The following is a 22,175-nucleotide window of genomic DNA, read 5'->3' as shown; positions in this document are numbered from 1 at the left end:
CACTGAGCCGTGCCGGCAATGAAAGTCCCTTGTGCTTGTAAAGCGTACTGCACAGACTAACATGCAGTAAAAAACAGCCTTGGCCGACGAACGGCCAAGGCTGTTTACATGTTTACTACGAGCGATTCGGCGTAATTGTTTGCATAGGAGCTGACATGATCCCTGCTTACTTCTCGTCGAGTTGTGTTTGGATAAAAATGATAGTTGAGGAACACATGGATAAATTCTCGAAGATTTGCTGAATCATGAGCAGCAGCTAATCGCGAAAGAGCGCCATTCCCGATCCGTTAGTATGCTGCTTTCTCATACAAATCAACAGGCAATGCCTGCACGAACGGCGACCAATCGCCCGTCGTGTAAACATGAAGCCGATGCATGGCCCTTGTACATGCTGTATACAGAAGTTTGCGATCATTTTCCCGGCTGTAAGCTTGAGGTGAAGCCTCATAAATCAGAACCGCATCAAACTCAACACCCTTCGCGAGATACACGGGAATAACCATCGCTCCTTTATCAAAGGTGACCGTCTCCTTCGTAATGAGCTGCAATGTCTCGCTTCCTTGCTCCCGTAATGATTCAAAGGCTGTGCGGCTTTCAGCCGCCGTCTTCGTAATGACGGCAATAGATTCAAAGCCTTCGGCTTTCAGTGCCGTGATGTCTTTCAATATTCGTGCGTCACGCTTCTCCCCACCTTCTAACCTAGCGAGAAGAGGTTTCGGTCCGCTCCTTTCAAAGGGGACGATTTCCGACTCATCAGAGAGCAGCATTTTCGTAAATTCCACAATCTCACGAGTTGAACGATAACTGCGCACAAGGCGGATCAAGCTTGTTTCGGCTTCACCATAAAGCTGAACCAGCGGCGAATCGGACTCCTGCAGCTTTGTAGACTGCGTAAAAATCGCCTGCCCGAAATCGCCGAGTACCGTCATGCGGGCACGAGGAAATAGTTTTTTGAGATACTCATATTGAAACGTCGAGTAATCCTGCCCCTCATCGACAAAGACATGCCGAATCTCCGTGTTCGTCCGAACGCCTTCGATCAGTTCTTTTAAATACAAATACGGAGTCGCATCCTCATAGAATAATTCGAGCCGGTCCAGCTTTTCTTTGGTCTGCTTGCAGATTTCAGGCCATAGAACAGGGATCTCGGTCTCCTTCGTCTTCTCTTGATAAGCCGCTTCATCGTCAAACAATTGGACGTATAGGCTTTGGACATCGATAAACGATAATTTCCTCACGCTTTGTCTTATCGGTTTGAAGCTCATCTTCACGATCCTTTGGCTGAGCAATTCCTCCTCCCGCTCGGCGAAGTCAAAGTCACCTTCATCTTCCCGGCGCTTTTTGGTTATTTTCTCGTGAACTTCGGCGTAACGCTCGGCAATGTCAAACACTTCCCTATCTTTATGCAGCTCGCTGAAAATTTCCGCATATTGGTCGTTGTCCAAGTAATGAAGCTCCTCCTCAACCCAGGACGCCCCGCGCTCCTTGCGTTCCAATAGTGAAAGTTCCTTCAAAAGCCACTTCTGCAGGAGATCGACACGATTGGCCAAGCTCAAGGAAGAGTCATAACTGTAAAATTGCGATCTCATTTGCTCCGCGGTGATCAGATCACGATCCCGGAAATGAATGCCTTTGAAAAGCATGCCTTCGCGCCCCAGCCACTGCGCATAGTTCTGCAGGGCTCTCAAGAAGGCCTCGGAAGCTTTGTACTTCATCCCCTGAAGGCGAGCTCCATATTCGGGAGAGGATTGTGCAGTCAGCACATATTCGATCTGATCGAAGGGATCCTCCAGACGCAAGGATGAACCCAGCCAATATTCTAGATATTCCTGCAAAGTCGTCTGCTGCATGTTCTCCTCACCGAGCTCAGGAAGAACGGAAGATACATAACTGTTAAAAATTTGATTTGGTGAGAATAGTACAATCTGGTCAGCCTTAAGCGAATCGCGGTTTTTGTACAGCAAATACGCCACACGTTGCAAGGCCGCGGAGGTCTTCCCGCTCCCAGCCGCCCCCTGCACGATAAGCAGCCGGCTATGATCGTTTCGGATAATGGCGTTTTGCTCCTTCTGGATAGTTGATACGATACTCTTCATTTGCGAGTCCGCGCCTTTGGCCAGCATTTGTTGGAGCAGCTCGTCACCGATCGTTACGTTCGCATCAAACATATGAAGAATTTGTCCGTTGTGAATCTGATACTGCCGTTTCAGCTCCATCGTGCCCGTGATCTGCCCGACCGGCGTGACGTAAGAGGCCGCACCAGGGGAGTGGTCGTAGTAGAGACTCGCGATGGGACTGCGCCAATCATACACCAGGAAGCTCAATCCATCTTCATCAATGAAGGAAGATACGCCGATATAAATCTGCTCGCTCACGTTCAGGCCGTCCTCTAAAAAATCAATGCGCCCAAAATAGGGTGAAGGCAACAGCCGATGTAAGCTCCTCCATTGTTGCGTCAGAAGCCGATGACGGCGCTCACGTTCAGATAACACCGCAGCCTGTTGTTTAATCGTATAAAATGTTTCTTCAAAATCTTCGTCCGAGCTCGTGTTGACCGTAACCTCTTCCCAGAATCGCCTGCGAATCTCAGCAGCCTGATCGCGCAGCCCGGTAACGTCCGGTTCCAACTCGTCGATCCTCGCCTTCAGCTTTTCCCTTACCTGATCCAGCCGTTCTTGTTCTGTCCGCCATTCCTTCGCTTCCATGTTTTCCTGAACACACTCCTTTTCAATCTGGTCTGAAAAAAAGAGCATTGACAAATCAGAAATCACTGGTGTAAAATAAAATTAGGAAAAGTAATTATTATACCAGCTTAATATGATTTTTCAATCGCGCTACCGATTATATCACGGCGCTTTTTCTCGTTCAATCATTTTTTTCTTGGCGTATCTGCCAAGTTTTTTTGTTTTCCCGTAGAATACAAACTCGCTCGTCCCCTCCTCTCACATCAATTACAACAAGTTGATTTTATTTCTGGATTCCGATGGTATCCACTGTCAAGCTGTCGTTAACGCAAAAAAAACCGGGTTGTGGGAAGAGGTTCCCCAACCCGGTTTTGTCAAATGTTAGTCCGCCGGCTTTCTGAGTGCTTTTTCTTTTTTTATAATGGTCTGTTCATATCTTGCGATTTTATCGTTGAGCCGTACCAGCGTGTTCGTCATTTCTTCGATTTTGTCCGCAAGCCGACTGCGCTGCTCAATCAGTAGCCCTTTTCGTGTTTCGAGCGTGTCGTCTCCTTGTTGAAAGAGCGTAACATACTCGATAAGCACCTCGACCGGAAGCCCCGCGCTTTGACGCATGCATTTAATAAAATCGACCCATTTGATGTCTTCCTCCGTATATTCCCTGATACCGTTTTGATTCCGGTTTACAGGCGGAATCAGCCCAATTCGCTCATAGTAGCGAAGAGTATCCTGGGAAAGCCCGAACCTTTCGCTGATTTCTTTAATCGTCACCGCCATGCCTTGATTCACCTTCTCATCTTTCAATACCGTTTCCTGATATGCTTAGGCTATAACGCGCCCACTACCCGGTGAGGTACATACGGCTCTTCGAGGGAGGCGATCTCCTCCAGGGTGAGATTGACCGAGAGAGCGGCTGCCGCGTCTTCGAGATGCGACATTTTGGTCGCACCGACAATGGGAGCTGTAACCGGTTGTTTTTGCAGCAGCCAGGCAAGAGCAACCTGCGAGCGGGGAACGGCTCGCTCTGCTGCAATGACTGCAAGCCGTTCCACAATTACCCGATCGGCATCGGCAGTGGCATCATACTTGGATTTTTGAGTCATGTCTGTTTCGGAACGGTGCGTCGTTTCCGACCAATCGCGTGTCAATCGTCCTGATGCTAGAGGACTGTATGGGATCACGCCAATTTTTTCGGATTTGCACAGCGGCAGCATTTCGCGCTCTTCTTCGCGGTATATGAGATTGTAATGGTTCTGCATCGAAACGAACCGGGTCCAGCCATTCTTCTCTGCGACATGCTGCGCTTTGAGAAACTGCCATGCATACATGGCCGAAGCTCCGATATAGCGGGCCTTTCCGGCTTTCACCACATCATGCAGGGCCTCCATCGTTTCTTCGATCGGCGTATCATAATCCCAACGATGGATCTGGTACAGATCGACATAATCGGTACCCAAACGCTTGAGGCTCTTGTCGATTTCACTCATGATGGATTTCCGGGACAGCCCCATGCCGTTCGGACCTTCGTGCATACGGAAATGAACTTTAGTCGCGAGGACGATTTCATCCCGGTTGGCGTAATCCTTCAATGCGCGGCCTACAATTTCCTCACTCGTACCGTCTGAATACACATTTGCTGTATCGAAAAAGTTAATGCCGAGTTCCAATGCCTTTTTAATAATGGGACGACTGTTCTCCTCATTAAGCACCCATTGATGTATCCATCGCTCTGCTACGCCGAATCCCATGCATCCAAGACAGATGCGGGATACGTCGAGTCCGGTATTCCCTAGCTTCACATATTCCATGAACATCCCTCCTTAAATCTAGTCTATCACCTGGAGTTAACTCAAGGTCAACATGAAATAAAATTCTCATGACTAACCACCTATATCAATACACCTCAGATCATGTTCAAACCACATAAAATGAGAGAGAGGTTGTCCGAAGTCACGTTTGGTGACTTGTAGGACAACCTCTTTTTTTAATTTTGACGAGGATTTTCATGGTTGCTAATGAACCCACTCGCAGACTGCTGCTTTAAAGCTTTACTTAAGTCGCCGAGTTCCTTCGTATTGGTCAAGCAGCCTGTACATCGCTTGGTTGCTGGCCGCAAGACCACCTTCCCGATTTCGGATCCGCCATAATCGGTTAAATTCTTCAATAGCCTGCTTAAGCTGAGATTCCAGATCCGTGATGAAGTTGAACTCATCTTCCTCATTAGACATACCAATCCGGCACATATATCGGTGAATGCCTACCGCCTGTTCAATCAACCGCAGGGTATTCCGCAGTTCGTCAGTAATTACATCCGCATCAGGAATTTGAAGATCAAGTCTTGCAAGCTGTTCTTTACGCTTCTTCAGCCACTCCAGCATGTCATGATATTGAAAATTCAGCTGAAATGAGCCGACAGTCGTTCCGTTGAGCTCTGCAAAAATCCGCAAAAATAAACTCAGCTCTTCCTCCAGCCTCTCCCGGCTCTTCAATCCGCGGGTCAGTAAAGCAGTCAGATAGGTGCCGTTATCAAGCGAGCTGTTCTCCAAATGGTAGTACCGTCCCAATTCCATCAGGAAATGCCCGATCTCGCCGCTGGCATCTTTAAATACGTACTCCGACAGATAGCTCTCCATTTCACCTTCCCGATTCAGGTTGCCTTCCGTAAACCAGCTTAAACCGGCTGCATAGGCATACCCAGGATAGCTGATGGCCGGAACCTGCCAATGTCCGTTATCTCCCCAATCCGTCACGATAAGTCCTCTGGCTCCATATTTCCGACCTTGGACCGCTGCGTCGGTGATATTGTTCAGCATATTGTCAGTACGCCCGGAAAGGGAGGACCAAGAGCTGGTTCCAGGACAGACGTAATATGATACTCCAGTCGTTTGCAGCATGCTGCAGTGCTCCGCAAAAGAAATGCTGCTGTCATAATTCCAGTCGAGGACCGTCACATCACCCGGAATCCGTTCGACCACCTCCGGGTGGCGGGTTATTACATCTCCCCACATCAGCACTTTCTTCCCGTGACTTCGAACAATGTCCATCACGCCCTCCGTATACTCCATATATAGCGGGCCCATTCCAATCGCACCACATCGCTCCTTGCTTTTGCCGGTTCCAAGACCAAAAGGCTCATCCATATTGATGTTAACCCAATCGGATGTAAACGCAGGCAGCAATTCGTCCAACATCCCCCGAATCAAATCCAGGGAACGCGGGTCCACGGGGTTCAAAGTGGTGGGTGGGAACGTCAACGAATGCGGCGATTCGATCGCCATTCCGTCAGGATGCTCCGCAAGTTCACGGTACGCCGGTTTACTCAGCCATTCTCCCATGTGACCCAGGCAATTCTGATTCGGCACCAGATCGATAAATCGGCTTGCGGCGTAAGCATCCAACCTGCGGAACTCTTCTGCTGTCATCGGCGTGCTCTCCGGGAACGTTTCCTTGTGCTGCTCATATTCGAAGCAGTATCCCTCCATGTACAGCTGCAGATGATTCAGCTTTAACCTCTCCATCTGGTCGATCAGTTGGAACAGTTCGGGCAGCTTCGGAATTTTGCTGCGTCCGATATCCAGCATCAAGCCGCGTACCGGAAAGTCGGGTTCATCTTCAATCCGAAAGCAGCTCCATGTAAGGCCTCGGCGAATGAGAAGCTGCTCCATGGTAACCATTGCATAATGCAATCCGGGCGGTTGACTGTACTCGATTCGGAGTCCCTCTTCATCCCATTGCAAAACATAGCCTTCCGGGTGTAGTCCCTCCCGTAAAGAGACCCCTATATAAATGGACGAATCTGTGGAGGCACCATGCTGAGAAGAGCTTGCCAATGCCTGCACCAATCGAGTGTTCAGTCTCACCTGCTCCACAGCTGGAACTGCTCGTTCCTGAATGTCATACGTAACGCTGGCTGACCAAGTCTTCTCCCCACCCAGCCATTTCACAAGACGCGGCTGTGGATACAACGGCATGAGTTGCTCTTGTTTCATTGAATAGACACTTCCTTTCCCCTAATCCGATACACGAATAACACTTTGTAATTTGTATGGTGGTTGAGGCTACGGGAAATTCTCGCTTCATTGCTGTTCTGTTCCTCGCGTTCCCTTGTGTTTCATCGCGCTTAACTGTATTCATCTTGTGTTCTATCACGACCTTTATCGCGTCCCACTGTCAAACTTTTGATTCAGCTGCTTGAAGTTGAAGTCACCCGTCAGCTGTTCAGGAAGTCAATGAGGTCACTCAGCTGCTTCTCTGTTGTTTTGCCCCCGCTGAACGACAGCAAGCCGCGCAGCGGCATGGCATCCAGAAATGCTCTGAACATTTCCGCATGGGATTTGTCTTCAATCGCCGATGCAAACGGGAGCTTGCCGATAAAATCCTCTACAAAAGCCGCGCCCTTAGCGGTCTTCTTCAGATCGGATACGGTGGAGTTGCGATGGAATACAATCTGCCGCTCGGTTGTGGACTGCAACTCAACGATTTCTGTGAGCTCGATATCCCGGGAAGACTTGCCGATTCGAATCTCAAATTCGCCGCTCTCCACGACCCAGTCTTTCAGCTCGATATCATAATAGGCGAAGCTTCTGTGATCCAGCTCGAAGGTAATGGTCTTGGCTTCTCCTGGTGCCAATTCCACCTTGTGAAAGCCCTTCAGCTCCTGATCCGGCCGTATCACGCTGCTCTCCCTATCATGAACATAGAGCTGCACGATTTCCTTGCCTGCTTGAGCACCGGTGTTCTTTACGTCCACGGAAACGCTGAGCTTCTCCGTATCCTTTAGCTGCTTCTTATCGACCGTTAATTTGGAGTATTCGAATGTGGTGTAGCTCAGCCCGTGTCCGAACGGAAACAAAGGATTCAGCTTTTTCGAATCATAATAACGATACCCGACAAACAAGCCTTCGCGGTATTCCACCCGGTCGCCTTCCCCGGGAAAAAACAAATAAGAAGGATTGTCACTCAGCGCAACCGGGAATGTCTCCGCCAGCTTCCCTGAAGGATTCGCGTCACCGAACAAAATGTCAGCGATTGCTCCGCCAAGCGCTTGACCGCCCAGATACGCTTCCAGCACCGCTTTGGCTTCTCCAAGCCACGGCATCTCCACCGGTGCGCCGTTGCTGAGCACCACAGCCACATTCGGCTGGACCTTCGCTACCGCTTCGATCAACGCGATCTGATTCGGCGGGATCCGCAGATGCTTCCGATCGAATCCTTCCGATTCATAGCGGCTCGGCAAGCCGGCAAATACAACGGCAACGGTGGCGTCAGATGCGATGGTCAGCGCTTCCTGTAGCAGCTGTTGGTCGCTGTCCTCTTCGTTCAGTTTATAGCCAGGCGCGTACTGGATCTGCGCATTGCCGGACGATGCTTCCAATTCCTCCAATATATCGTCCACCAGTGTCGGGCGAATCTTGGAGCTGCCGCTGCCCTGATAGCGCGGCTCCTGAGCTAATGCGCCGATCACGGCGATACGGCCGCTTCGGGCCAATGGCAGCATCCCGCCTTCATTTTTAAGCAGCACCATGCTCTCTTGAGCCACCTCGCGCGCCAAACGGTGATGCTCCGCTTGATCAAAGGCCGCCTCATCCGGTTTCCGCTGATCCACCGCTTTGAAGATCACGGTAAGCAGACGCTCTACCGCCGCGTCCAGCTTACCTTCGGGCAGCTGACCGCTTCTGACGGCCTCCACAATTTTTGCATCCCCCTCGCCGTGGCTTGACGGCATCTCCAGCTCCATGCCTGCCGCGAGCGCCTTCGCCCGCTCATTGACCGCACCCCAGTCCGAAATGACAAAGCCTTCATGGCCCCACTCATTTTTCAAAATATCGGTCAGCAGGGTTTCATTCTCGGAAGCGAATTCCCCGTTCACTTTGTTGTATGAGCACATAACGGTCCATGGCTGTGCTTGTTTGACGGCTCCCTCAAAGCTGGCTAGGTAAATTTCACGCAGCGTCCGTTCGTCGACCACGGAGTCCGACGTCATTCGCCGATGCTCCTGGTTGTTGGCCGCGAAATGCTTAAGTGAGGTCCCTACCCCCTGACTCTGCACCCCTTGGATGTGGTGAGTCGCCATCTCCGTAGATAGATAAGGATCTTCCGAGAAATATTCAAAGTTGCGGCCGCATAAAGGGGAACGCTTGATATTCGCTCCCGGACCCAGCAGTACGGCTACATTCTCCGCTTGGCATTCTATGCCCAGCGCTTCGCCCATCCGGTAGATCAAGTCGCGATTCCATGAGCTCGCTACGCCCGCCGCCGACGGGAAGCATGTTGCAGGCACGCTGTCGAACAAGCCCAGATGGTCGGACGAGGCCCGCTGCTTACGCAGCCCGTGCGGTCCGTCCGTCACCATGACGGATGGAATCCCCAGCCGCTCCACCCCTTTCGTATGCCAATTGTCCAGGCCGGAGCAAAGACTCGCCTTCTCCTCCAAGGTCATCTGCGAAATCAATGCTTTGATATCCCGCTGCTCACTCATTTCCATTCCCCCTCCGTTTGATTCCATCGATCCAGCAATTCAAACTCCATGCCATCGGATACATCCCGGCTGCTGGATCCAATATACACCTTGAGTGTGCCGGGCTCAGCCTTGTAGCCGGATACCGGCGACCAGAACGTCAATTCCTCGTCGGTAATTTTAAACGTAATCTCCCGGCTCTCTCCCGGTGCCAACGATACTTTCCGGAAGCCCTTCAGCTCCTTGACCGGCCTCACGATAGTCCCGCAGCAGTCCTGAATGTATAACTGGACGATTTCCTCCCCGGAAACAGCGCCCGTATTCGTCACCTTCACCGATACCGTGATCGTATCGTCCGCCGTCATCTCGCGGCGGTCCAGCGTGATCCCTGAGTACTCAAAACTCGTAAAACTCAGCCCATGTCCGAAAGGATATAACGGGTCATTCGGGCCATCTAAGTATTTGGTTATGAATTTATCCATTCGGTTCGTTTCGGTAAGCGGTCTGCCGGTGTTAAAGCCGTTATAATATACCGGCACCTGTCCAATGCGGGCAGGGAAGCTTATCGTCAGCTTGCCTGACGGGTTGTAATCCCCGGTTAACACATCTGCGATGGCGTGACCTGCCTGCGAGCCGAGGAACCAGGTTTCCACAATGGCATCGACATGCTGCTCATACCAGTCCAGCACCAGCGGACGGCCGTTCGTCAGAACAAGAACCGTCGGTTTGCCTTCCGCGATCACGGCTTCCGCCAGCCGCTGCTGCGCCTCGGGGATGACGATATCCATACGGGAAGCCGCTTCACCCGACATATCACTGCTCTCACCTAGTGCCAGAACGACGAAGTCCGCCTTGCGGGCCTGCATGACCGCTGCCTCGATTCCGCCGTCTATCGATTCATTTACGCCGCTCCCCTGGGCGTACAAGAGGCGCTCCGCAGCGATGCCTTTCTCCAGCATTCCTTCATACAGGGTCACGGTTTCATGACCATATCGGGAGAACTGCCACGGTCCGAGCAGGTCCTTGCTATCGGCAAACGGACCAATCAGCGCGACCTTGCCGGCTTCCTTTACGAGCGGGAGCACGCCATTATTTTTGAGCAGAACAATCGATTTCTGTGCCAGCTCCCGACTTGCCTGAAGATGTGCTGCGTTAAAGTGATATTCGATTTCCTTCTCTGGTCGAATATATCGAAACGGGTCGTCCATGATGCCTGTTTTGTACTTCAAATATAAAATGCGGCGAACGGCATCATCGATCTGCGGCTCGGTCACCTTACCTTCCCGGACAAGCGCGGGCAGATGATCGAAAGCGCGAGTCACCATCTCAATATCCATCGTGGCATGAACCGCTTTTTGCGCAGCCTCCTTTGTGTCTTTCGCGTGTCCATGAACCCGAATCTCGTCTACCGAGCCGTAATCGGAAATCAGGATCCCGTCAAATCCCAGCTCCTCGCGCAGCAGCTTTTTCAGTACGAACGTATTGGCCGCAACCGGAACTCCCTGATAAATATTAAAGGCATTCATCACCGAGCCGGCTCCCGCTTCCAGGGCAGCCTTAAACGGCGGGAGGTATACGTTGCGCAGAGTCCCCTCCGAAATATCCACACTGTTGTAATCTCTGCCGGCTTCCGCGGCGCCGTAGGCAATGAAATGCTTCAGGCAGGCAACCAGCGTCTCTTCACTATGCAGGGACTCTCCTTGGTACCCTGCAACTTGAGCTTTGGCAATCAACGCCCCTAAATACGGATCCTCGCCCGCTCCTTCCGACACTCTGCCCCAGCGGGCGTCACGGGTAATGTCGATCATCGGGCCGTGATTGAATATCGTACCGGAAGCACTGGCCTCCTTAGCAGCAATCGCGCACGCTTCTTGTATCGCTTCCAATTCCCAACTGCAGGACCATGCCAGCGGTATCGGGAATATGGTCTGCGAGCCGTGGATCACGTCCGCATGAAAGAGCAGCGGAATCCCGTGCGGCGATTGCTCGACGGCTATTTTCTGCAATTCGAATACTCTTGTAATGTCGAAGGCTCCCAGTACCGTCCCTGCTCTGCCCTCGGCAATCAGCTTCTCCGGCGGGTCGGATTCCACCGCATTCCCGAAGGAGAAATTGGAGGCCTGGCATTGACACATTTGACCGACCTTTTCCTCCAGCGACATGTCGGCAAGCAAAGCTTCAACAGACTCTGCGATTTCTTCATCCGAGCGTTCCCGAATCCCGCCCTTTCGGTACGCTGCTGCTTCCTCTATCAAGGATTGTGCGAGATAAGGCCCCCGCCCCCTGTTGCCCCTAAGCGGGAAGCTCCCGAAGGATGGGATGCGGAGCTCGCCAGTGAATGAATCCCCGTCGAACGCCAGCTCTACGGAAAGATCCTCATCCGGCTTCCAAAACACCTTGCCCAATCCCCGTATTCGGTTGCCCTTCACCGTAACCGTCGGGAATGAGAGTGGAACCGGAAGTGGCTCCATTACAGCATCAAGGGTGTAGGCAGCTTTTTTGCTGATTTTAAACTGTATCTTCATTCGCGGCTTGTCAATCATACAATGCCAAATGCCTATCATATCTGCTTCACTCCTGTTCTTAATCATCGTGTTTTTATACGGTTAGATTTAGCCCTTCACCGCACCGATGGTCATGCCTTTGACAAAGTATTTCTGGAAGAACGGATAGGCAACGAGGATCGGCACCACGCCGATGACGGCCACCGCCATCCGGAAAGTCTCGCTCGGCAGCTGTTCCAATGCATTCCCTGAATTCATGCTGCTGTTGCGAGTCAAATACTGTATGTCGCTCATGATCCGGTTCAGAAGATTCTGAAGACTGAACAGCTCCGGATCCGTTACAAACACTAATCCGTTATTCCAATCGTTCCAGTATGCCAGCCCCTGAAACATGCCGACTGTGGCCATAATCGGAAGCGACAGCGGCAGAATGATCTTGTAATACATCCTGAACTCGCCGGCTCCGTCCATGCTGGCCGATTCCAGTACCGCCGCAGGAATCGTGGTGGCGAAGAACGTCCGCATCAGCAGCACATTGAAGCCATTCATGAGCAGCCAAGGGATCAACAGGGCAAATAGCGTGTTTTTCAAATCGAACAGCTGGGTATAGACCAGATAGGTCGGAACCAATCCCCCGTTAAACAGCAGCGTGAAGAATACAATGAACGACAGTACAACGCCGCCGGGAAGATCCTTTCGGGAGAGCGGATACGCCAGCAGTGAAGTCATGACAAGGCTGGCGCTCGTGCCGATCACCGTGATCAGGATGGTAATCCCGTATGCGTGAAGGATCTGCGCCGATTCTCTCCATAAATATTCATAAGCGCCCAGGCTAAACTTGGAGGGAAAGAACGAGTAGCCCTCCATTGCAATCGTGTGGTCATCCGTGATCGATGAGATAAACAGCAGGATGAACGGAAGAATGCACGCCAGGGAAAAAATGATCATGATGATGTGTGCAGCCCATTGCAGGCCTCGAGATTCGTTTTTCATATGGATCGCTCCTTAGAACAAAGCATTGTCTTTATCAATTTTCCGCACGACATAATTGGATACCAGCACGAGAACGAAGCCGACCAGCGACTGGTAGAATCCCGCTGCCGAGGACATCCCGATATCTCCGAGCTGCATCAACCCGCGGAATACGTAGGTATCGATAACATTGGTGGTCGAGAATAGAGCGCCTGAATCCATGGGCACCTGGTAGAACAATCCGAAATCGGAATAGAAAATACGTCCGATGCCGAGCAGTGTCAATATGGTGATCACCGGCGTAATCATCGGCAGTGTGATCTTGCGGATCTGCATCCATTTGGAGGCTCCGTCCAGCTTCGCTGCCTCGTAGTATTCCGGATCGATGCCGATGATGGCTGCCAGATACACGATGCAGGAATACCCTGCCGCCTTCCATATATGGACAAAAGTCAGAATGAAAGGCCAATATTTCGGCTCGGTATACCATGAGATTGGATCGAGCCCAAGTGCCGGGAGCAGCGTCTTGTTCACCATTCCCGTATTCACGCTGAACATGGCATATACCAGGTAGCTGACGATAATGATGGAGATAAGAAACGGCAGAATGATCACGCTTTGATAAAAGCGTGACGCTACTTTGTTGCGGATCTCGTTCAGCAAAATCGCGATACCGACCGAAACGATCAAGCCGAGCACAATAAACGCGGCATTGTATAGAATCGTGTTTCTCGTAATGATGAACGCATCATCCGTTTTGAACAGGTACTCAAAGTTTTTGAAGCCGATCCAATCACTGTCCCATATCCCCTTGCTGTAGTTCACATCCTTAAAAGCGATGCTAAGACCGAACAGCGGCAAATAATTATTGATGAGCAGGTAGATGAGACCCGGCAACATCATGATGTATAGCGGAATGTACTTCCGAAGGGATCCCCGTCCCTTACGTGTTGTACTTGTCACCGCACTTCCCCCCTTTGTGGCCTAATAGCCGAATCTATATCTTCATTTTAAAGAGCATGCCGCCGGGGCACTACCGCTTAGACGACTTCACATTTGTGCTTTCCCGACTTCACCGGCATCAAAGTAGAACCAAGGGACGGGAAGTTGTAATGGAATATCTCAATTGAATCGGAAGCTTTTTTCCTGCACGTAAAAAAGCAGGCCGCCAAGGATTAACCCTTGAGCGGCCTGCTGCTATGCTTTTAACTTTATCGATATTTTTATGATTCCTCTGCATCATCCACAAAGGAGGCGGACTCGAATGCTATCCGTGACCGTTCGCATTAGAGCTTACTTCACGCCGTTGGTTTTAGCCCATTCATCCAATTGCTCCTGCTTCTCCGCAATGATCTTGTCAATTCCGGCCGATTTCAATTTGGAAATGAACTCCGGCAAAATCTGTTCCGGGTCTACGCTGCCCGTCTCCAGCGGCATTTTATATTGTGTAATGACATTGCTTACGGCTGCGTACTCGGTCTTCACCGGAGAGGCGTCAAACAGAAAGCCCATGGCTTTCGAGCGTTTGGAGCTCTTGTTGAATTGATCCATCTTGGTCCAAATTTCCGGATCGTCGCCTTTCATGACATTGGACAGAAACTGATTGCCGAACAGCCAGCCCAGCGGCATTTTATAGCCTACCGAGTTGTAATCAACGCCTTCAGGGTAATCGATCACATTTTCGTAGCCGTCCACCTTCACATAATGCGTGCCTTCGATCCCCCAGTCATACAGGTTCACGATATCCTTGTCGGTGTACATCAGATTCAAAAATTCCATCGCTTTCTCAGGGGTTTTGGAATTGACTGGAATGCCCCACATCGCGCCTGTTACTGTGCTCGTCGTCCCTACAGGAGGCACGAGCTCCGCAGTAACCAGATCCAACCCGGATAACTTCTTCTCGCTCTCCGCAAAGCCCGGTTTTTGCATAGCCATATAGGCAAAGGCCTTTCCGGCTTTGATCATATCAAACCGTGTTGCCTGCGTCGTTGCCATATCCTGCGGAATCAATCCGTCGAGATACCACCCGCGAATTCTATTGACAAAATCGGCGTATTCCTTCGTTTCGTAATAATTGACAACCTTAAGGTCATTGTCATAATTCGGAAGCACACCAATCGTATCGTTCAAGCTGTCATAGTTTACATAATTTTCTCGGAATGACTGCCCTGCCGCACCAGTAACCAGAGGAGTCATCGTGGGTCCTTCCCCTTCCTTAACCTTTCGCAGCACGGCTTCCACATCATCGAGCGACTTGATCGAGGCAACGTCAATCTTGTATTTATCAACCAAGTCTTTGCTCATGGTCAGCCCGTAGCTTGCCGCCAAATCCCGCACCGTCGGCGTTCCGAATATCTCGCCACCGATCCGCGTTGCTTGTAAATATTCCTTACCCAAGGAGTCGACAATCCCCTGACCATGCTGCTCAAGCAGGCTATCCAGCGGTTTCAGCTGACCTTTCGCGACGATGTTGCTGAAGTTATAGCCGGATAAGTACAGAAGATCCATTTTCTCATCGCTTGCAAACATCAGATTGGTCTGCTGTTCCCAGTCTCCGACAGAAATATGCTCAAATTTCACCTTGGCCTGTATTTTCTCGACCGTGATCTTGTTGATGGCTTCCTCCACCTGCTGCATATCCTTCGGAATGGAGCCTGCCACGGGCAGCACAACCGTCAGCTCCGTGAGGTCTTTTTGTTCGCCGGTCGTCTCTTTGCCTTGGTCGGCTGCCTTACCGCCCCCGCATGCCGACAATAAAAGGACGGCACTCAAGAGCATCGAGGATAGTCCAACTAATGATTTTTTCATCTGTTCCCCCGCCTTTGTCATTTATGTGTTTCTAGCTCTATTGTAAGAGGGGACGAGTTCATGCACTGCTCTTTTAACGACTTTTCGCTGTCACTTTACCGACTTTCACCTAGAGCTTGCGCTGCGTAATGCTCCTGTCGGTACTCCAATGGACTTTTATCCATATATTTTTTGAACATGCGGGAAAAGTGAGAGAAGTTGGCATAACCGATCCGGGTCGCAATCGAACTGACGGACAGCTCGGTATTCGCGAGCAGCCCGGCCGCCATACTCAATCGCTGCTGGAGTAGGTAATCCGAGATGGACATGCCGGTCCCTTTCTTGAAGATTCGGGTCAAATAATCAGGATTTAAAAACACGTGGCTCGCGATATCCTCCCTCGACAAATCCTCAGATAAATGCTCGCGAATATAAACTTTTACTCTCTCTACTACGCTCGGCGAATGCTCCACCGAAGACGCAAAATCCATCGCCCTTTCAACAATATGGCGGATCCAGGCCAACGAATCCGTAGATGAGCGCGCTGACCTGGCATATAACTCCAGGGAACGACTGTCCCTCAGAAGCTGATGCGCCTGGATGCCCTTCAACTGGAGGACATAATAGAGCATTTGCTGAAAATCCTGAATGAATTGATTCAGTAAATCCGATGTCAGCAGGTTACCTTCGACCTGAGCGCTGATGTAGGCTTCCGCTTCCTTCAACACCTGTCCGCTCGCCCCCTCTTTTAAGAGGACCGCCCACATGCTCATATCGGGAAGAATTTGCTGGTAGGCATATGACGGCTTCTCGTCCTTTAACATAAAGACATGATGATCGTAAGCGACGTTGCTTTCGTTCATCCGATCCAATTGGATATACATCGAGGCAACGTCATGGCCATGAGCCGACTCCCCGATATAACAGGAAACCCCTGCATAGAAGTATTTCCTGCAAGCTTCGATGTACGTTTCGCACCTGCCCCTGCTTGTCTCATCATCCGCCGATGTCGGATCCCTGTTGATCAAGGCGAGCCATCGTCCTTTCTCCAACGGCACCAGCATGCCATGCTCGGACCGCTCCTGGATGAGCTCCTCAGCAGATTTGCGTATCGCGTATTCAATAATTTTTTCATCCCGCAGCGTGACTTCCTTATACCATCGCCGAATCTGAATCAGTATGGGGGTAAAGATCATATCCTCCGAATACGGAATATTCCGACCCTCTGCCTCTTTCTTAATGGCAGCGGAGCCGCTCGGGATCGACTGATTGAGGATATCAAGCCAAAATCGTTCGACCAGCAGGGGCTGATGCTGCATCCAATACTTTCCGTACTGACTAAATTCGGATTGCTCACGCTTCTGCTCGAGTTTCTTGATCGCTTTCCGTACAACGGATACAAGATCGGCAAATGGGACGGGCTTCAGTAAATAATCAAAGCTGCCCAACTGAATGGCCTGCTTGGCATATTGAAAGTCGGCATGACAGGTAAGAAAAATCGCAACGATATCCGGATTATATCCCCGCACCCATTCTAATAGCTCCAAGCCGGACCCTTGAGGCATTTCAATATCGCATAACAGAAGATCCACATGCTCCCGCCGGATGATTTCCATGGCCTGGCCGGCGCTGTGCGCAGTGAAAATCGTGGAAATACCCAGTTGCGCCCATTCTACACCCTCTTTCAACCCCTCTACAGCAATCGCTTCATCATCCACGATCAGTAAATGACGCATAGGTGCTCAGCTCCTTCCCATCCTGTCCAGGGCTTAACGGTATGACCAGCTCGACGACCGCCCCGTGGGGATCGTCGTTATAGCAATCCATCGTCGCCCGATTCGCGTACTGCAGGCGCAGCCGTTCTCTTACATTCCACAAGCCTATATGCTCTCTCCCGGCGTCTGCCTCTTGTCCGCCGCAGCGGATCGCCTCCAATACCTCTTCCGAAAATCCTTCTCCGGTATCTCGAACGGTCAAGCAAACGATCGGCTCTTCCGCCAGATCGTCGAGGACCGCTTCAATGATCAGCATCGTCCGTACATCTGCCCTTACGGCATGCTTGATCGTATTTTCTACAATCGTCTGAAGCATCAGAGGAGGAACAGGGGTTTCCAGCAGATAATCCGGAACATGAATCTCGCTTTCGAATTGATAGGGAAGCCGCAGCTGCTGAATCCGCAAATAATTTCTCGTATGCTGCAGCTCATCCTTTAATAGAACCAACGCCTGGTTATTGCTCTGGAACATATACCTGAAATATTGAACCAGACACAGCGTCATCTCCTGGATCAATTCGTATCGCTTCACCTGTGCCAGATGGTACAAAATATTCAGGGAATTCATGAAAAAATGCGGGTTGATCTGGAGTTGAAGCTGCTTCAGCTCCGCCCGCTGCTTGCTCAATTGCTCTTCATAGATGTCGATCTTGAGCTTTTCAATTTGTGACACCATGTGATCAAAGGTACGGTATACCAGCTGAAACTCCTCGGGAGCGGACGGAATCTTCTCGATTCGCAAATTGAAGTTCCCTTCCCCGATTCTCCGCATCAATTGAACGATCTTTTGCAGCGGCCGTAACAGCACCTTTCGCAGGAACCACAAGCTGACCGGCAGAAGCAGAATAGCGAATGCGGAGAGGATGGCGGCCGTCTTTTTGAGATATGGTAGATTTTCGAGGGTCAACTTGTCCGGAATAACGGCGACCATGCTGAGGTCCGCTTTCTTTGAAGTCTCCCCCACGACGAGATAGTCTTTGTCCTTACCTGACATGTAATAGCTGTTGAAACCATGGGTGAAATCCAACGCTTCATCCTCCAAGGGCTTCGTGCTATAGAGCCGCTTTCCATGGCCGTCAACGAACAGCATCGCTCCGGTTTCACCCGTGTTCAGTACGGACATCGGCGACATCAATGTCTTGAGGGACACCCAGGATCCAATACTGATATTGTCATCCCTGAGCACTTTGATCGCATAATAGGTCCCTTCAATCTCTTGCAGCTGCCAGTACGCCTCCATTCCGTAGAAGCGGTTTTGGCTCGTACTGCTCTGTTGAAGGTATTCTCGCATTTTTAATAATCCATTATAGGTCATGGACCCTTTGTAGGCTTCCACAAAATCATGACGCGGCAAAGAATATACGAATAGCCCGTCGATGTAAGGGTAAACCGAAAGATCAGAGGACAGTTTTCGGGAAACATCGCTTTTGGCCATCATATACGTATTGTCCGGCACAGCATCTTTCATCGTAAGCACACTGACTTCCGATCTGGACAGATTCACCAGATGCCGCTCGATCTCCGAGAGCTGGTTATCGATCTGCCTCATTTGGATGGAGATCATATTTTTATTGGAGACCGCTACCTGGTTATGAATGACGTTGACACTGTAATAACTCATATAGATCAGTAAGGCGATTAAAGGGATGGACACGCCCAGAAGGCCAAGCACGAGCTTGACGCGAATCGAATTCCAAGGAATTGCCTTGATATGGCTGTACATGATGTGACTCCTCTCCCTGGTGTTGAGCTATCCCCATCTTACTACTTCTCCCGTCAAGTGTTGAAGCACCAGTCTTTGTCATTGGTGATCCCGGCTTTTACAATTGCTCCTCTAAAAAGGATAACGTCATATCAAAGCACTCCATGGCCTCTAGGGTGTTAAGCTGAAATTGATATTCGTGCTGCACTACGCCATGAGACAGCGGGTAAAACAATGACTTCACGGGTACGTTCGCTTCTTGAAGTCGTGCTTCCAATTCCTTACCGTGTTTTTCAAATGAACCGGTGTTGCCGTCTGTAATAAAGGTTGGCGGAAAATCACTCGTTACATGGTTTGTTGTTGAAGCATCTTCCACTTCGGTCCCATCCTTCCAATTCCGTGTTCCCATATAGGCCCACCCCAGCTGATTCAGAAAAAACTTCTCCAATCTGCCGGTTACGCTGGCCAGCTGTTTGACGTTATACGGACCGCAATATAGCAGCGCCGCTTGTATGGAATCCTCCGGAACCACTTGTGAAATACCTGTTCGCTTCGCGAGGTCGGCATTGGTCTGAATTGCGATGAATTGGGATGCAATTTGGGCGCCAGCTGAATCTCCGCCGACAATAAGGCGATCCAAATCTAAGGACGGGTAGCCCTTAAGTTCCTTCAGATGCCGATAGACCTCCGTCATTTGAAGGACAGGTGCCGGGTATCGTGCCTCAGGAGCCACCTCGTAGTTCATGCTGACGACTGCATAGCCTTTGCTGGCCATCATCGTAGACCAATAGGCGGTACCCGATTTATCCCCTGACACAAATGCACCGCCGTGAACCCATAGGATCGTCGGGAGTTTGCCGGCATGATCTTTGGGAAGATATATGTCCATTTCGTTGGATTTAAACGTCGAAAGATAGGTGAGGTCTTTATGAACTTCTACAACCTGCTGAAGCTTTGCCCAATTCGAAGGTGCAGCGGGCTCTGCCTCTGGCTGGCTGCGAAGCCAATAGATAAATGGAACGGGAGTCAGATTTACTAGCAGAAGCCCTCCTATAATAACAAAAACCATGATGGACAGCATCCATTTTACAATTTTCAAAATCAATATGCTTCTCTCCTTAACGCTTCTTCGGTGACGATATTCTACCTCTTTCCATCCGTGCGATCTACCGTTTATCCGACTTCTTCGTTGTCATATGACGACCTGCTCATTTAATTTACTATCATGATCCTCTTCCTCTTTTTGCGACAAAGCTCATTTTTGTTATATAAAAGTACATTAGATATAGATTTAATGGCCAGGTCAGAGAAAGCGGTGCTGGTGCACGTTACCGTAATCGCTGCCAACGAGCAATCCGCTTGTTTTATAAAGCGATGGATCGATTTAGAGTTACGATTCACAATTCCGCGCTGGATATTGAAAAAGCAAAACTTGATTCTCCTCCTCCATATAAAAAAAGCCGCGATTTCCGCGACTTTGTATGCACATATCTTAAAATACAGGCTTAATCACCATAAGAAGGATAATAATGACTGCAATTAGGTTTGCCAGCATATCTCGGGATTGTTTTCTCTGAAATAACATCTTATATTCTGAGGAAATCTCGCTAGACACTGACTGATTCAACGCGATTCCTTGCATTTGTTTCAGGATCGGTTCAACCGCAAAGATCGCATACATTCCTGAGATAAAAAACAAAACTAGCGAAACAATGTACCATTCCGATTGAAACAAGTAAGGGTTCATCCAGCCCATCAATAATCCTGATAGGAGGATAACGCCAAAAGAAAAATTGGCATTTCGGTTCAATTTTTCAACGATATGATGAGCATATTTCAGCTGTTCCACCGACGCCGCCCTCTTCAAAATCATATTGAACAGAAACACGGGTCCAACTCCAACAATCGCTGATAGTATATGGAAGACTAACAATGATGTATAAAGGTAATGCATCTCATCATCCCCTCCCCTATTCCTTGCTCCAAGTAACACAAAATACTCGCCTAAAGTTCGCATCGTTATCAAGAGCGTCGACTAATACCGTAGCTAAGTCTGCTCTAGATATTTGATATGGACCAAAAGGGAAACCATGGCGTTGCTCCTGGACTCTTATCTTCCCGGTTGCAGAGTCATTATTTAGTTGAGCTGGGCGGTAGATACTCCAATCAAGCTCACTCTCCTGGATGAGTTTTTCGGCTTTATCAAGTTCCGTCAATTCGTGACGGTAGATCCACCTAGCGACGGATGAGAAGATCCTGGGGTGTTTGGCTTCAAGCAAATAAGAGCTGACAAAAATGAAGCGCCGGGTTTTGGCTTCCTGCATCGCTCTGATAATCGTTTGCGTAACGCCAGCTACATCGGTTTTCCCGCCTATAATCGCAATAACTGCATCCGTACCTTCAATCGCTTGAAGAACGTCAGAGTCATGAAGTCCGTCTCCAATTACAATCTTGTCTAAGCCTTGATCCATATTTAACAACTGCGGACGTCTTGTAAACGCAATAAGTTTGTGTCCACGTCTCATGCCGTATTTTAGAACCTCCAGCCCTGTCGGGCTGGTTGAACCGATGATGACGGTTATTCTCATATCCATCTCCCCTACTCATTAGACTCACTGGCGAGTTGAAGTTTGTATATGCTTGTTCAAATTGTTTAATACGATCTTTAACAACCTTATTAATTCGAGGTACTCCTCTGCTGAGATGCCTTCCGTTCCAATATCCATCACTTCTGCTAGCGCTTCCTCAATCTTAGGAACGACAGCCCTTCCAGCATCAGTTAAATAAATCTTTTGGTTCCGTAAATCGATGGGGTCAATCTCTTTGCGAATATAACCTTCAGATTCAAGCTTGCGGATCGCCTTTGCCGTCGTTGTCTTGTCGACCATCAGTTGCTCGCTTAATGTTTTCTGATTCACCTCCTCTTTCATTGAAAGCATTAGCAAAAACATATGCTGCCCAAATCCCAAGCGATGCGTCGCAAGCCGCGGAGTTAGCAACAAATGTAAATGACGATTGATCGCGGTTATTTCTTTTCCATACGATTCGTTCTGGTATTCATGTCTTTTCATCTTATTCAACTCCAATAGTATCAATAACCAACTATATACATTTTATCTGCATTTAGTTGGATATGACAACTGTTTTTTTTCGCATGCAACACACATATCCCATTTGTTTTCTATTCCAGCATTTTAGCTCCAGCACGGCAATCATTAAGAACTTGGATTTATAAAATTTCCGGAAGCCGTTAAAAAAAGCTTTCCATAGTCACCCGTTCGGGCGATTATAAAA

The 22,175-nt window shown here is 49.7% G+C and carries 15 protein-coding genes; all 15 read right to left on the bottom strand.

The window, feature by feature from the left end:
• Positions 1–287 precede the first annotated feature (287 nt).
• The 15 genes from helD to ACETK5_RS10380 all read right to left on the bottom strand — a co-directional run bounded on the left by helD (position 288) and on the right by ACETK5_RS10380 (position 21,952).
• Entirely contained in the window at positions 288–2,705 is a 2,418-nt protein-coding gene (gene helD, locus ACETK5_RS10450) for an RNA polymerase recycling motor HelD (RefSeq protein ID WP_394055462.1), read from the bottom strand.
• A 360-nt stretch (positions 2,706–3,065) separates the two neighbouring features.
• The gene (locus ACETK5_RS10445) at positions 3,066–3,461 is read right to left on the bottom strand and encodes a MerR family transcriptional regulator (RefSeq protein WP_394057381.1); all 396 of its coding nucleotides are present in this window, start codon (positions 3,459–3,461) and stop codon (positions 3,066–3,068) included.
• A 50-nt stretch (positions 3,462–3,511) separates the two neighbouring features.
• Positions 3,512–4,492 carry an aldo/keto reductase gene (locus ACETK5_RS10440; RefSeq protein ID WP_100537455.1) on the bottom strand — a complete coding sequence of 327 codons (981 nt, stop codon included), beginning with the start codon at positions 4,490–4,492 and terminating at the stop codon, positions 3,512–3,514.
• A gap of 240 nt (positions 4,493–4,732) precedes the next feature.
• Complete coding sequence (locus tag ACETK5_RS10435; protein WP_394055459.1) at positions 4,733–6,673, bottom strand: beta-N-acetylhexosaminidase; 1,941 nt, start codon at positions 6,671–6,673, stop codon at positions 4,733–4,735.
• Between the two features lie 221 nt (positions 6,674–6,894).
• Positions 6,895–9,162 (bottom strand): beta-glucosidase family protein, encoded by a 2,268-nt coding sequence (locus tag ACETK5_RS10430; protein WP_394055457.1) that lies wholly within the window; start codon positions 9,160–9,162, stop codon positions 6,895–6,897.
• The gene (locus ACETK5_RS10425; protein WP_394055455.1) at positions 9,159–11,666 is read right to left on the bottom strand and encodes a glycoside hydrolase family 3 N-terminal domain-containing protein; all 2,508 of its coding nucleotides are present in this window, start codon (positions 11,664–11,666) and stop codon (positions 9,159–9,161) included. Before ACETK5_RS10425 ends, ACETK5_RS10430 begins: the two co-directional genes overlap by 4 nt.
• Before the next feature lie 87 nt (positions 11,667–11,753).
• A complete protein-coding gene (locus ACETK5_RS10420; RefSeq protein WP_394055453.1) occupies positions 11,754–12,638 on the bottom strand; it encodes a carbohydrate ABC transporter permease in 885 nt (294 codons plus the stop codon).
• Between the two features lie 12 nt (positions 12,639–12,650).
• Positions 12,651–13,520 (bottom strand): ABC transporter permease, encoded by an 870-nt coding sequence (locus tag ACETK5_RS10415; protein ID WP_215157170.1) that lies wholly within the window; start codon positions 13,518–13,520, stop codon positions 12,651–12,653.
• Positions 13,521–13,910: 390 nt separating this feature from the next.
• A complete protein-coding gene (locus ACETK5_RS10410; protein ID WP_394055451.1) occupies positions 13,911–15,425 on the bottom strand; it encodes an ABC transporter substrate-binding protein in 1,515 nt (504 codons plus the stop codon).
• Between the two features lie 95 nt (positions 15,426–15,520).
• A complete protein-coding gene (locus ACETK5_RS10405) occupies positions 15,521–17,140 on the bottom strand; it encodes a response regulator (protein ID WP_394055449.1) in 1,620 nt (539 codons plus the stop codon).
• Positions 17,115–18,902 (bottom strand): sensor histidine kinase, encoded by a 1,788-nt coding sequence (locus ACETK5_RS10400; protein WP_394055447.1) that lies wholly within the window; start codon positions 18,900–18,902, stop codon positions 17,115–17,117. The genes ACETK5_RS10405 and ACETK5_RS10400 overlap by 26 nt, the downstream gene beginning before the upstream one ends.
• 97 nt (positions 18,903–18,999) lie before the next feature.
• The gene (locus ACETK5_RS10395) at positions 19,000–19,986 is read right to left on the bottom strand and encodes an alpha/beta hydrolase (RefSeq protein ID WP_394055445.1); all 987 of its coding nucleotides are present in this window, start codon (positions 19,984–19,986) and stop codon (positions 19,000–19,002) included.
• 387 nt (positions 19,987–20,373) lie between these two features.
• On the bottom strand, positions 20,374–20,835 hold the full coding sequence (locus ACETK5_RS10390) for a DUF2269 family protein (protein ID WP_165789648.1): 462 nt from the start codon (positions 20,833–20,835) through the stop codon (positions 20,374–20,376).
• A gap of 16 nt (positions 20,836–20,851) precedes the next feature.
• On the bottom strand, positions 20,852–21,469 hold the full coding sequence (locus ACETK5_RS10385; protein WP_394055442.1) for an NAD(P)-dependent oxidoreductase: 618 nt from the start codon (positions 21,467–21,469) through the stop codon (positions 20,852–20,854).
• A gap of 24 nt (positions 21,470–21,493) precedes the next feature.
• Positions 21,494–21,952, bottom strand: a complete 459-nt coding sequence (locus tag ACETK5_RS10380; RefSeq protein ID WP_394055440.1) for a MarR family winged helix-turn-helix transcriptional regulator — start codon at positions 21,950–21,952, stop codon at positions 21,494–21,496.
• Positions 21,953–22,175 lie beyond the last annotated feature (223 nt).

Origin of the sequence: Paenibacillus ilasis (assembly GCF_043195395.1) — a bacterium.
In the GTDB taxonomy this organism is placed as follows: domain Bacteria; phylum Bacillota; class Bacilli; order Paenibacillales; family Paenibacillaceae; genus Paenibacillus_AQ; species Paenibacillus_AQ lautus.
Note: the sequence above shows the minus strand (reverse complement) of the source record. Positions and strands in the feature narration are given on the sequence as shown.

Coding starts and splice junctions, on each gene's coding strand:
- ACETK5_RS10420 (WP_394055453.1), bottom strand. CDS start 12,638: ATGAAAAACGAATCTCGAGGCCTGCAATGGGCTGCACACATCATCATG.
- ACETK5_RS10410 (WP_394055451.1), bottom strand. CDS start 15,425: ATGAAAAAATCATTAGTTGGACTATCCTCGATGCTCTTGAGTGCCGTC.
- ACETK5_RS10380 (WP_394055440.1), bottom strand. CDS start 21,952: ATGAAAAGACATGAATACCAGAACGAATCGTATGGAAAAGAAATAACC.
- ACETK5_RS10430 (WP_394055457.1), bottom strand. CDS start 9,162: ATGAGTGAGCAGCGGGATATCAAAGCATTGATTTCGCAGATGACCTTG.
- ACETK5_RS10445 (WP_394057381.1), bottom strand. CDS start 3,461: ATGGCGGTGACGATTAAAGAAATCAGCGAAAGGTTCGGGCTTTCCCAG.
- helD (WP_394055462.1), bottom strand. CDS start 2,705: ATGGAAGCGAAGGAATGGCGGACAGAACAAGAACGGCTGGATCAGGTA.
- ACETK5_RS10440 (WP_100537455.1), bottom strand. CDS start 4,492: ATGGAATATGTGAAGCTAGGGAATACCGGACTCGACGTATCCCGCATC.
- ACETK5_RS10425 (WP_394055455.1), bottom strand. CDS start 11,666: ATGAAGATACAGTTTAAAATCAGCAAAAAAGCTGCCTACACCCTTGAT.
- ACETK5_RS10385 (WP_394055442.1), bottom strand. CDS start 21,469: ATGAGAATAACCGTCATCATCGGTTCAACCAGCCCGACAGGGCTGGAG.
- ACETK5_RS10405 (WP_394055449.1), bottom strand. CDS start 17,140: ATGCGTCATTTACTGATCGTGGATGATGAAGCGATTGCTGTAGAGGGG.
- ACETK5_RS10435 (WP_394055459.1), bottom strand. CDS start 6,673: ATGAAACAAGAGCAACTCATGCCGTTGTATCCACAGCCGCGTCTTGTG.
- ACETK5_RS10390 (WP_165789648.1), bottom strand. CDS start 20,835: ATGCATTACCTTTATACATCATTGTTAGTCTTCCATATACTATCAGCG.
- ACETK5_RS10415 (WP_215157170.1), bottom strand. CDS start 13,520: ATGATGTTGCCGGGTCTCATCTACCTGCTCATCAATAATTATTTGCCG.
- ACETK5_RS10400 (WP_394055447.1), bottom strand. CDS start 18,902: ATGTACAGCCATATCAAGGCAATTCCTTGGAATTCGATTCGCGTCAAG.